The 12,374-nt window shown below is 47.5% G+C and carries 11 protein-coding genes; 6 read left to right on the top strand and 5 right to left on the bottom strand.

Annotated features, from left to right (window positions below; genetic code table 11):
• Window positions 1-180: 180 nt before the first annotated feature.
• Window positions 181-897 carry a DNA/RNA nuclease SfsA gene (gene sfsA / locus J9B83_RS14325; RefSeq protein WP_211537507.1) on the bottom strand — a complete coding sequence of 239 codons (717 nt, stop codon included), beginning with the start codon at window positions 895-897 and terminating at the stop codon, window positions 181-183.
• A gap of 176 nt (window positions 898-1,073) precedes the next feature.
• Between sfsA and J9B83_RS14320 the strand changes: the two genes are divergently transcribed.
• Genes J9B83_RS14320 through arsJ form a run of 3 tightly spaced genes read left to right on the top strand, consistent with a single transcriptional unit; the run spans window position 1,074 to window position 3,673 of the window.
• The gene (locus tag J9B83_RS14320; protein ID WP_211537506.1) at window positions 1,074-1,415 is read left to right on the top strand and encodes a metalloregulator ArsR/SmtB family transcription factor; all 342 of its coding nucleotides are present in this window, start codon (window positions 1,074-1,076) and stop codon (window positions 1,413-1,415) included.
• Window positions 1,416-1,427: 12 nt separating this feature from the next.
• Window positions 1,428-2,429, top strand: coding sequence for an ArsJ-associated glyceraldehyde-3-phosphate dehydrogenase (locus J9B83_RS14315; RefSeq protein WP_211537505.1), 1,002 nt, complete (start codon window positions 1,428-1,430; stop codon window positions 2,427-2,429).
• 23 nt (window positions 2,430-2,452) lie between these two features.
• Window positions 2,453-3,673, top strand: coding sequence for an organoarsenical effux MFS transporter ArsJ (arsJ, locus tag J9B83_RS14310; RefSeq protein ID WP_211537504.1), 1,221 nt, complete (start codon window positions 2,453-2,455; stop codon window positions 3,671-3,673).
• An 85-nt stretch (window positions 3,674-3,758) separates the two neighbouring features.
• On the opposite strand, the gene guaA is transcribed toward arsJ, so the two are convergent.
• Together guaA and guaB are read right to left on the bottom strand one after the other, a co-directional pair.
• Complete coding sequence (guaA, locus tag J9B83_RS14305; RefSeq protein ID WP_211537503.1) at window positions 3,759-5,336, bottom strand: glutamine-hydrolyzing GMP synthase; 1,578 nt, start codon at window positions 5,334-5,336, stop codon at window positions 3,759-3,761.
• Window positions 5,337-5,465: 129 nt separating this feature from the next.
• Complete coding sequence (gene guaB, locus J9B83_RS14300; protein ID WP_211537502.1) at window positions 5,466-6,932, bottom strand: IMP dehydrogenase; 1,467 nt, start codon at window positions 6,930-6,932, stop codon at window positions 5,466-5,468.
• 93 nt (window positions 6,933-7,025) lie between these two features.
• On the opposite strand from guaB, the gene xseA reads away from it, so the two are divergent.
• The 3 genes from xseA to J9B83_RS14285 all read left to right on the top strand — a co-directional run bounded on the left by xseA (window position 7,026) and on the right by J9B83_RS14285 (window position 8,993).
• Complete coding sequence (xseA, locus tag J9B83_RS14295) at window positions 7,026-8,378, top strand: exodeoxyribonuclease VII large subunit (RefSeq protein ID WP_211537501.1); 1,353 nt, start codon at window positions 7,026-7,028, stop codon at window positions 8,376-8,378.
• Window positions 8,379-8,487: 109 nt separating this feature from the next.
• Window positions 8,488-8,742 carry a type II toxin-antitoxin system Phd/YefM family antitoxin gene (locus tag J9B83_RS14290; RefSeq protein ID WP_211537500.1) on the top strand — a complete coding sequence of 85 codons (255 nt, stop codon included), beginning with the start codon at window positions 8,488-8,490 and terminating at the stop codon, window positions 8,740-8,742.
• Window positions 8,739-8,993 (top strand): Txe/YoeB family addiction module toxin, encoded by a 255-nt coding sequence (locus tag J9B83_RS14285; protein ID WP_211537499.1) that lies wholly within the window; start codon window positions 8,739-8,741, stop codon window positions 8,991-8,993. Before J9B83_RS14290 ends, J9B83_RS14285 begins: the two co-directional genes overlap by 4 nt.
• 16 nt (window positions 8,994-9,009) lie before the next feature.
• Here J9B83_RS14285 and J9B83_RS14280 read toward each other — a convergent pair whose 3' ends face one another.
• Window positions 9,010-10,380 (bottom strand): sigma-54-dependent transcriptional regulator, encoded by a 1,371-nt coding sequence (locus tag J9B83_RS14280; protein ID WP_211537498.1) that lies wholly within the window; start codon window positions 10,378-10,380, stop codon window positions 9,010-9,012.
• Complete coding sequence (locus tag J9B83_RS14275) at window positions 10,367-12,277, bottom strand: sensor histidine kinase (RefSeq protein ID WP_236037327.1); 1,911 nt, start codon at window positions 12,275-12,277, stop codon at window positions 10,367-10,369. The genes J9B83_RS14280 and J9B83_RS14275 overlap by 14 nt, the downstream gene beginning before the upstream one ends.
• Between the last annotated feature and the right edge of the window lie 97 nt (window positions 12,278-12,374).

Here is a 12,374-nt window from a genome sequence, read left to right as displayed (position 1 = left end):
AGCCTTGTCCGTGTCAGCGAGGGCGTATATTAAGGATCTACAGATTTAGTGCAACCCTTTTTTGAAGAAATGTGCGAATTAAGCTAATTAATTTAAAACAACACTTAAAGCGGTCAAAAAACCAACAAAACGAAAGCTTTTGACCAAAATACAGTCAGAGAAACACGCCAACATTAACGTTTATGACAACGCAGGCATATGAACTGGGATAGCATGAGTAACCCACATACCTTGAGAATTGATATCAACCTTGTACGCAATCACTTCCACGCCTCTTTTTACTGCCTCAATAAATACTTGCGCGTATTTTGAATCAATATGCATCGCTGGCGTAACGGATTCAATTCCCGTATGACTTACGCAAAAAAACATCACGGCTCGATGCCCTTCTTCTACCATATTAGCCAGTTCAAAAAGATGCTTTCGCCCTCTCTCTGTGACGGCATCAGGAAAATATCCCAAGCCATCTTCTTCTAACAAGGTGACGTTTTTTACTTCCACATAGCATTTTCGTCCTTCGTCATCTATTAGTAGCCAATCTATTCGACTTTTTTCACCATACTTCACTTCGGCTTTTTGCTCGGCATAACCTATCAACTCAGACACCACACCGTTAGCGATCGTCTCTCCAACTAATTTATTAGGGTATCCGGTATTGATGCAGGCAAGATATTGTTCGTCTACTTCCACCAACTCCCATGTATAAGCCAGCTTGCGCTTTGGGTTATTGCTCTTAGAAACCCACACTCTCGCATTTTCTTGCTGGCAGCGCTTCATTGAGCCTGTATTAGGGCAATGGGCAACAATCACTTCGCCCGTTGGTAACTCGATATCCGCTAAAAAGCGCTTGTAGCGCTTAATCAAACGCCCTTCTATTAATTCTGTTGGAAATTCCAATTTAGCTCCTCAGCAGATAATTCAACCTTAATTTCAAAACACCATTTATATCAAATGCTACCCTCCTTCACACATCATCGGTTAAATGTATTTGAATACCCAAACAGACACCTAGGTATTGACATCATTAAGTTCATCGTTAATATATATGGATATACACATATACGGACTTAAAAATGCTGCCACATCAATTTTTCAAATTACTGTCTGATGAAACCCGAGTGCGATGCTTGTTGATTATTGCACGAGAACAAAAGGTCTGTGTTGCCGAACTCACCCACGCTTTAAACGAAGGCCAACCTAAAGTATCTCGGCATTTGTCGCTACTGCGTTCAAGCGGCGTCATTGTCGACACTCGCCAAGGCCAGTGGGTGTTTTATCGTCTATCAGACCAACTTCCAGGCTGGATGAGAAAACAAATCCGTGGATTAGTGGAATCCAACTGCCTAAAAGAAGAATACCAAGAAGACATTAAACGCTTATCCGAGATGAGCACCCGACCAGAATGCTGTATTTAGAGGAGAACAAACATGACAATTAGAGTAGGTATTAACGGTTTTGGTCGTATCGGCCGTTTAGCGCTACGCGCTTCATTTGATTGGCCAGAACTTGAGTTTGTACAAATTAACGATGTAGCCGGGGATACTACCACTCTCGCTCACCTGCTTGAATTTGACTCTGTTCAAGGTCGTTGGAACCATGCCGTAACCACAAACGGCAGCAATATTGTCATTGCAGGCCAAAGCATTCGCACCACTCAAGAAAAAGACATCGATGCCGTTGATTGGTCAACTTGTGACGTGGTGATTGAAGCCACCGGCAAGCACAAAAAAACAGAGATATTAAATAAGTACCTCGATCAAGGCGTAAAACGTGTCGTGGTCTCAGCCCCCGTTAAAGAAGCGGGCGTTGCGAACATTGTCATGGGCGTCAATGATCATATTTTTGATCCAGCACAGCACCGTATTGTGACTGCCGCGTCTTGTACGACCAATTGCATTGCGCCGGTCGTAAAGGTCATTCATGAAAAACTGGGCATCGAGCAGTCTTCTTTCACGACGATTCACGACCTAACCAATACGCAAACTATTTTGGATGCCCCCCACAAAGATCTTCGCCGTGCTCGCGCTTGTGGCATGAGCTTGATCCCAACCACCACCGGCTCCGCCACGGCCATCATCGAAATATTCCCTGAACTGGCAGGTAAAATAAATGGTCACGCCGTACGTGTTCCTCTCGCGAATGCCTCGTTAACTGACATTGTTTTTGACGTGAAACGCGATACCACCGTCGATGAAGTAAATGCTCTCTTAAAAGATGCTTCCGAAGGCGAATTAAAAGGCATTCTTGGCTTTGAAGATCGTCCGCTGGTTTCCATCGATTACAAGGGCGACCAACGCTCTACCATTGTTGATGCCCAATCCACCATGCTAATTGGTACACGCATGGTCAAAATTTACGCTTGGTACGACAACGAAATGGGCTACGCAACACGCACAGCCGATCTTGTCAAAAAAGTTGGCTTAGCTTAAGACGACTACAAAAGAGAACCGCTATGTTTTCTCAACTTAACCAAAACGTGCGCCAGTACATGCTGGTCACCTTTAATTATTGGAACTTCACCATAACTGACGGCGCCTTGCGCATGTTGGTTATTTTATACTTTCATGATTTGAGCTATTCCACGCTGGAAATAGCCATGTTGTTTTTGTTCTACGAATTCTTCGGTGTGGTGACGAATTTCGTTGGTGGTTGGATAGGCGCTCGACTTGGTTTGAATCGCACCATGAACGTGGGGCTGGCCATGCAGATCATTGCACTACTGATGCTCGCCTTCCCCGCCGCCTGGCTGACTATTCCCTGGGTAATGGCGGCGCAAGCTTTATCGGGTATCGCCAAAGATTTGAATAAAATGAGCGCCAAAAGCGCCATCAAAACCCTAGTACCGGCGGATGCCCAAGGCGCTTTGTACAAATGGATTGCGATCCTCACCGGCTCTAAAAATACATTAAAAGGCGCAGGCTTCTTTTTGGGTGGCGTTTTGCTCTCTTTGATTGGCTTCCAGTATGCTGTACTTGCCATGGCGATTGTGCTGATTTTTGTCTTTATCGGCAGTGTCATCGGCTTAAAAGCGGATCTAGGCAAAGCGAAAACCAAACCCAAGTTTTCCGAGATATTCTCCAAGTCGGGCAGCGTGAATATTCTGTCGGCCGCGCGTATGTTTTTATTCGGCGCGCGCGATGTCTGGTTTGTGATCGCCCTGCCTATTTATTTAGGATCGGTATTTCATTGGAACCACAGCGCCGTGGGTGGTTTTCTTGCTTTATGGGTGATCGCGTACGGTCTGGTGCAGATAGTCGCACCTAAAATCACCCGATTAACATCGGGCTCAGCGCCGGATGGCACCGCTGCCTTACTGTGGGCGTTCATATTAGCGCTTGTAACTGGCGTAATCGCCTATGCGATCCAACAGGCTTGGTATCCGGAAACCGTCATTATTGTTGGATTAATGGTGTTTGGCGCTGTGTTCGCAGTTAACTCGTCCTTGCACTCTTATTTAATCGTCAGCTACGCCAAAGAAGACGGTGTGTCTCTGGATGTGGGCTTTTACTACATGGCCAACGCCATGGGGCGCTTAATCGGCACGGTATTGTCTGGCTGGGTATTTCAGACCTGGGGATTCTCAGCCTGCCTCTGGGTATCCTTTGCGTTTCTCATTGTCACCACGCTGATTTCGTTGGGATTACCAAAACACAAACAACCAATCAGCGCGTAATAAATAATATTTGGACACAAAAAACCCGCACTCGGCGGGTTTTTAGTGAACTGACTAATTAGAATAGAACAGACTTAATGTCGGATCATTCCCACTCTATCGTTGCCGGTGGCTTAGACGATACGTCGTAAGTCACGCGGGAGATGTGTTCGATTTCATTGATGATGCGACCAGACACGGTTTCAAGCAAGTCGTAAGGTAAATGCGCCCAACGTGCTGTCATAAAGTCGATGGTTTCAACTGCGCGAAGCGCAACCACGTACTCATAACGACGACCGTCACCGACAACACCAACCGATTTCACTGGCAGGAACACTGCAAAGGCTTGGCTTGTTTTATCGTACCAACCGGAGCGACGTAGCTCTTCGATGAAGATAGCGTCGGCGCGACGAAGGATGTCGGCGTATTCTTTTTTCACTTCACCTAAGATACGCACACCAAGACCTGGCCCCGGGAACGGGTGGCGATACACCATGTCGTATGGCAAACCAAGCTCTAGACCCAGTTTACGCACTTCGTCTTTGAACAATTCACGAAGTGGCTCAACCAATTCCATTTTCATATCATCTGGCAAACCGCCCACGTTATGGTGAGATTTGATCACGTGCGCTTTACCAGTTTTAGACGCTGCAGATTCAATCACGTCAGGGTAAATCGTGCCCTGAGCAAGGAAATCAATGCCATCCAGTTTAGACGATTCCTCGTCGAAGATTTCAATGAAGGTATTACCAATGATCTTACGCTTCTTCTCAGGATCGTTTTCACCCAACAGCTTGCCAAGGAAAAGATCTTCCGCGTCCACACGGATGACTTTTACCCCCATGTTATCGGCAAACATTTTCATCACTTGGTCGCCTTCGTGTAAACGCAGCAAACCGTTATCAACGAACACACAGGTTAGCTGATCGCCAATGGCTTTGTGCAACAAGGCAGCCACAACAGACGAATCCACACCGCCAGACAAAGCAAGCAAGACTTTCTTATCGCCTACCTGCTCTTGCATACGTTCAATCGCATCTTGAGCAATGTTCGCTGGTGTCCACAAGGTATCACAGCCACAAATGTCGACGATAAAGCGAGACAAGATACGGCCACCCTGAAGAGTGTGAGTCACTTCTGGGTGAAATTGCACACCGTAGAATTTCTTCGCTTCATTCGCCATCGCAGCGATTGGGCAACTATCTGTAGAGGCCATCAAGACGAAATCTTCAGGCATGGTAATGACTTTATCACCATGACTCATCCACACATCCAACAAGGCCACGCCGTTGTTGGCGATGTGATCTTCGATGTTTTCGAACAACGCAGGGCCATCGTGTTTGCGAATTTGCGCGTAGCCGAATTCACGAACCTCAGACCCTTGAACTTTACCGCCCAACTGCTCTGCCATGGTTTGCATACCATAACAAATACCAAATACCGGCACGCCCAAGGTAAATACCGCTTCTGGTGCACGAGGAGAACCAGGCTCAGGCACAGACTCAGGTCCACCCGCTAGGATGATGCCTTTAGGGTCGAAATCAATAACCTCTTGATCTTCCATATCAAAAGCACGGACTTCACAGTAAACGCCAATTTCACGCACGCGACGCGCAATCAACTGGGTGTACTGAGAACCAAAATCAAGAATTAGAATTTTATGAGCGTGAATATCTTGCGACATGATTAGCCATTCCTTTCACTCTACTCAATGCCCTAAATGGCTTGGTAGAAGTCATCAATAAATAGTAAAAGCAACAAATAAAGATGGGGCGTGTTGTACGCCCCATCTCAGTATCAAAGTATCTCGCGGTTAGCCGACGTGATAGTTTGGCGCTTCTTTTGTAATGGTCACATCGTGGACGTGACTTTCACGCATACCGGCACCCGTAATCTGAGAAAACTGAGTTTTAGTACGCATGGTTTCAATATCAGCCGAGCCGGTGTAACCCATAGAAGAGCGAACACCGCCCATCAACTGATGAATAACCGCAGCCATTGGGCCTTTTGACGGTACGCGACCTTCAATGCCTTCTGGCACCAATTTTTCCACACTGCTTGAATCTTGGAAGTAGCGATCACTGGAACCTTGAGACTGAGACATGGCACCCAAAGACCCCATGCCGCGGTACGCTTTAAAAGAGCGACCTTGGAACAGCACTACTTCACCTGGCGCTTCGTCAGTACCCGCTAGCAAACCACCAACCATGATCACACTGGCGCCCGCTGCAATCGCTTTACCGATATCACCAGAAAAACGCACGCCACCGTCGGCGATAACAGGAATGCCACGTGGGTTCATCGCTTCGGCCACATTCGCCACCGCACTGATTTGTGGAACGCCCACACCAGCTACGATACGAGTGGTACAAATAGATCCTGGGCCAATACCGACCTTCACGCCGTCTGCACCCGCGTCAGCAAGGGCAATTGCCGCTTCCGCCGTCGCGATATTACCACCGATAACTTGAATATGAGGGAAATTTTCTTTTACCCAACGAACACGATCGATCACGCCTTTTGAATGACCATGAGCGGTATCTACGACGATGATGTCAACACCCGCATCGGACAATGCTTTAACACGATCGCCTGTGTCTGCACCGGTACCAACAGCGGCACCCACACGCAAACGACCTTGGTCGTCTTTACAAGCATTTGGGTAAGTAGTCGCTTTATTAAAATCGGTTACCGTTACCATGCCACGCAATTCAAATTGCTCGTTCACAATAAGCACTTTTTCAATGCGGTTTTCATGAAGTAATTTACGGATGGAACCGGATGACGCTCCTTCTAAAGCCGTCACAAGACGCTCTTTTGGCGTCATGATATCAGAGACTTTCTTATCAAAATCTTTTACAAAACGAACATCACGGCTGGTCACAATACCGACCAAATCTGTACCTTGAACCACAGGTACGCTTGAAATGCTGTTCGCAGCTGTTAACGCCATTAGCTCATGAATACTGGCTTCTGGGTTAATGGTCACCAGGTCGCGAACAATGCCGCTTTCGAACTTTTTCACTCGACGCACTTCTAATGCTTGCTCTTCGATGGTCAAGTTTTTGTGCACAATGCCTATGCCGCCTTCTTGAGCCAACGCAATCGCCATACGGTGTTCAGTAACCGTGTCCATAGCAGACGATGTCAGAGGAATATTGAGTTCGATGTCTTTAGTGATTTTCGTTTTGAGGCTAACATCCTTAGGAAGAACTTCGGAATAGCCGGGGATAAGCAATACGTCGTCAAACGTCAAAGCTTCTTGCACGATTCGTAACATAATGGGGAGTTTCCAATGCCAACAAGGGTGTTAAGATGGCAAGTAATTCTACTCCTTTAGTTGCACTCGGTAAATCAAAACCACGAGAGATTGATGAAAAACTTTACAGCGCCACCAACACAAGAAACCGCCTTTACCGTCTCGCAACTAAATAGACAAATACAACAACTACTTGAAGCCAGTTTGCCCTGGATTCTGGTCGAAGGCGAAATATCCAACCTGGCTAAACCAGGCTCAGGCCATTGGTACTTTTCCCTTAAAGACGACAAGGCACAAATTCGTTGCGCCATGTTCAAAAGCAAAAACAACGCCGTACGTTTTAGCCCAAAAGAGGGTGACATGGTGCGTTTGCGCGCTCGGGTCACTTTTTACGGCCCAAGAGGCGATTGCCAACTCAGCGTTGAAAGCATGGAATCCGCCGGCGAAGGTGCATTACAACAAGCTTTTGAGCGACTCAAAAACACCCTGCAAACCGAAGGCTTGTTTGACCCTAACAACAAAAAAGCCCTACCTGTTCAACCTGAGCGTGTTGCTATTATTACCTCGCCGATTGGGGCCGCCGTTCGCGATATGATCATAGCGTTTCGCCGTCGTTTCCCCTTGACTGAACTGACAATTCTGCCCTCGCTGGTGCAAGGCAAAGACGCCGCCAAAAATATTCTCAAGCAATTACAACGTGCCGACAGCAGCGGGCATTTCGACGCCATTGTACTGGGTCGTGGTGGTGGCTCTTTAGAGGATTTATGGAGCTTCAACGACGAAACACTGGCACGCGCTATTTTTGCCGCCAACACACCGATTGTCTCTGCTGTCGGCCATGAAACCGACTTTACCATTGCCGACTTTGTTGCCGACGTTCGCGCCGCCACCCCAACCGCCGCAGCGGAACTGCTCAGCCCAGATCGCCACCAACTGATTCGACAAATAAACCAACAAGAACAACAACTAACACGACGCATGTCGCGTATTTTGGAGCAAAAGCAACAACAGCTCGACTTCACTACTAAGCGTATCCGACACCCCAAAGAACGCATCGAACAACAGCAAAACCAACTTAACCAGCTCAAACATCGCTTAGAACAGAACATACTGCGCCGTTTATCACACCATCAGACACAAATGGAAAATACGGCACACCGATTAGCAAAAAGCAGCCCAGCCCGACGCATCGAACAAAATAAACAACAGCTTCTCGACATGGACAAACGCCTTTCTCGTGCTCTAAGCAATGCTTTGACTCAGAAGCAAACGGCTTTTGCTCGCCTCGTCGACAAACTCAACCTCGTTAGCCCTCTCAATACTTTATCTCGTGGCTACGCCATCGCGTCCAAAAAGTCTCATGTTATTCGCTCTGTTGAAGGCGTTGAAAAAGGCGACGCTATTAAGGTTCGTGTTCAAAATGGGGAAATAGACTGCACCGTGGCTGGGACGAAAGTCATCGGCTAGGGTTGCTTCTATTTTTAGGTGCTTAATTAGGCGTCTCAAAAGAGCCAGAACATTGCGTACAAAAATAAGTACAAGTACAATTATATGTACTTTATTTGAGAGGTGCATTATGGACACATTAAGTTATTCAGCATTTAGAACGAACCTAGCGAGCACACTCGACAAGGTCAATGATGATCACAAACCAGTCATCATCACCCGCCAAGGTGGGAAACCTGCGGTGTTAATAAGTCTAGAGGACTTTCAAGCCTATGAAGAAACTGCCTACCTCATGGCCAGTCCTAAGAACGCCTCACGATTGAATAATGCCATCGCTGAAGTCGAAGCTGGTAAAACACAAGTAAGGGAATTAATTGAGGAATGATTTTATCTTGGGCCGAGAACGCGTGGAGCGATTATCTTTATTGGCAACAAAAAGATAAAAAGACACTAAAGCGAATCAACTCTTTAATCAAAGATGTGACCCGCCAGCCTTTTGAAGGATTAGGTGACCCTGAGCCTTTGAAGCATAATTGGTCAGGCTATTGGTCAAGACGAATCGACAGAGAACATAGATTCGTCTATAGCATCGAAGGAAATACTCTTTACATTGTGCAATGCCGTTATCACTACTAAATACCTTCTATCACCCTCACAACCCATACCTTTCTATTTTCTTGATCAGCCCCTGCCGTGATATGCCAAGCTGTTTGGCGGCTTGGGTGCGGTTGTCGTTATGGTCGTTTAGCGCTTGACGTATTAAGCGGATTTCGAGGTCTTTCACTTGTTCGTCTAGGGTGGCGTTGCTTAGTGGCGTTATCGCGTCAGGCGCGGACAATGGCGCGGTGTTTATGCTTGGGTAAAGCAGTTGAATGTCGTCGAGTGAAATTCTCCCTGCAGGACAAATAGACGCGACGCTTTCGAGGGTGTTTTTTAGCTCACGCACGTTGCCAGGCCAGGTTTGGTCACGAAACCATTGCACGGCGTCTGGACTGAGTGTTAAAGGCGTGTCTTGCTGGGTTTGCAAGGAAGATAAAAAAGACTGTAACAGCACAGGTACGTCTTCTAATCGCTCTGACAAGGCCTGAGTTTCTATATTTACGCCCTTAATACGATAGTACAAATCCTCTCGAAAGCTGCCCTCTCTGACTTTTTCCATTAAATCTGCGTTGGTGGCGGACACCACACGAATATCAATGTGTTTCTGCTCTCGCCCACCAACAGGGAAAAAAGTCCCTTCTTGCAACACTCTTAACAACTTTACCTGCATCGCCAGCGGCATTTCGCCGATCTCATCGAGGAACAAAGTGCCGCCGTCGGCTAGACTAAGCAAGCCTACCTTGTCTTTTTCCGCGCCGGTAAAAGCGCCTTTGACGTAGCCAAACAACTCGCTTTCTAGTAGCTCAGCAGGAATGGCACCACAATGCACGGACACAAAGGGTTTCGCTGCACGCAGGCTAAGCTCATGCACAGTACGGGAAATCACTTCTTTACCAGTCCCCGATGGCCCAGTCACCAAGACACGTACATCGGTCGGGGCAATACGCTCTATCAAGGCTCGTACTTTTTGCGCACTGGGCGAGTGACCTATGTAAGCCGCGGCGCCTTTGGGCTGTTGATTGACACTTTTGAGCTGACTCAATTCTCGCTCAAGTTTGGTTTTGGTAATCGCTCGACGCACCACAACGGCGAGCATGTCTGGGTCAATCGGTTTGGCGATAAAATCCCATGCGCCCAATTCAATCGCCTTCAACGCTAAATCCCGGTCGGCGTGCCCGGTGATAATAATCACAGGGCGACCTTCAAATTCTGGCAAGGCCTTCAAGGTTTCTTGCGGATCAAAATGCGGCGGCATGGATAAATCCAGTAACACCAAATCCGCATCATAAGAAGCAATAGCAAGACGCGCCTCGTCGAGGCTACCCACAGCTTCGACTTGATAATCTTGCTTCACCAGCCAGCGACTGGCTAACTCACGAAATGCAGGTTCATCATCTACTAGCAGTATTTTATTCTGTGTCATGTGCGGGTTTTCCTAAATGAGAAGAAGCGGAATACCGCGGTAAAATAAGTTCAAATGTCACCGGCCAAGCGGTATCGACGCGATGACGAATGGTTCCGCCATGGGCATCGACAATACGGCGTACAATCGCCAAGCCCAAACCACTGCCGCCCGCACGCTTACTGACGAAAGGCTGAAACAGCACATCTTGCAAACTGGCATCGATACTGGGGCCATTGTTGTGCACCTGAATCACCACCTGCTGTGTTTGCTGTTCGGCCTTGATACAAAGCTTGCCTTCGGGCGTATTGCGTAAAAACGACAAAGCATTGTCGATCAGATTAATAAACACCTGTTGCAGACGCTGAGGGTCTGCTTCTAATTCAATGCTATCGTCTATATTGAGCTCGTATTCAACGCCTTCCGTGTTGGACTGAGCGACAATGCTGGCAACCAATGCCCGCAAAGGCGTTGCCGAGAATTGCAAAGACAAACCACCAGAATACACCAACATATCACTGACCAATCGATCGGCACGTTTCAGTTGAGTTTGAATGTGCTGGCGCGTCTCGACGGGCGCATCGTAAGACGCCATGGCAATAATATTCAACGGATTACGCAGCTCATGGGCCATAGCAGCAGACAAGCTCCCTAACTCCACCAAATGCTGTTCATCGAGGCGCTTTCGCTCTGCCGCTGCCAGCGCTAAAGAACGCTCAAGCAAACCACAACTGGTAGAAAATAACGACGCAAACACTTCGGCCGTTAGACGCATACCCGGGCTTGCATCGTTCCACCCCACTAATACGAAGTGCCAGCCCGAATCAGATCGAGAAATACGAAGTGCCAAGGCATTGGTTTTATCTTCATCAGCGGTTGTAAGTGATTGTAGTTGTATTGCGACCTTGTGCCGGATCTGTTTTGATAGTAAGCATTCACCTACTTCCACCAGCTCCGACCACTCTTTGACTTCTTTTAACTGGCTTGACCAAGTATCCAACACGGTTTCATTTAACGATGCCCCGGGGTAAATAAGTCGCGCAACAAGCCGGCTAAGCGGCTGATACACCAAAGCGGCCACCACCAATATCAATAACGAATACAACCACAATTGCCAACTCGGCACATTCGACAAAGCCTGTAAACCGATACGACCAGACACCACACTGATCACGGCAATCACACACAAGAGCACCATCATCATGGCAAACCAAAGCAAGGCGCGATTCGCAAAGGCGTTAACCGATAAAATTTGATAACGCACCACGGCGTACACCAACAACAACAAATAGGTTGGTAATAGCAGCATGGGATACGGGAACCAGCTGATACCGAACGAAGGAAACACAAAACTGGTTGCTAATAATAAGCCCCATGCGCCAACACCACACATGGCCAAAATCGAGCGTTTTTTGTTGCCAGCATGGCGATACCAGCCAAACATCAACACACCATGAGCCAAGACACCAATAAACACGGTGTAAACCAAATTCCACAGCCCAGCATGAGTGAAGACAAAAAACGCCTTGGTATAAGGCGTACTGATTGCGTCACCCGCGCCTATCCACCAGCTCTGCAGTACCACCGCAAAACTGGTCAGATAAAACCAAGGTACCATCTTGTAAAGCCGATCGAGCATGGGCTCTTTGGCCGTCCCAGAATTCACAAACAAGATCGCGAAATGCAAAAAGAACGTCGGCATCAACGGGTTTGCCAGAATCATATAGATACCGACACGCTCAAACCCTTGAAACATCACCACGTGGCCAAAGCACCAAATTGCCATCATGATGGCAAAGCCTGCTAACGCCTGTAGATCACTTTGCTTACCGGCTCGCCACAGCAACCAAATCGCTACTAATACGCCGCACACGCTGGACACCAACATGGCGATTTCAAACATTACAGAAAGTGTCAATTCGTAAACCTCGTTTACACTCAAAATCGGCAAAAATCGTAAACCTTTTTTACACTTCACGCAAAGTTACGATTTTCTCTTTATAAATCAACAGGAT

Origin of the sequence: Marinomonas vulgaris, assembly GCF_018145875.1 — a bacterium.
GTDB classification, from domain to species: domain Bacteria; phylum Pseudomonadota; class Gammaproteobacteria; order Pseudomonadales; family Marinomonadaceae; genus Marinomonas; species Marinomonas vulgaris.
Note: the sequence above shows the minus strand (reverse complement) of the source record. Positions and strands in the feature narration are given on the sequence as shown.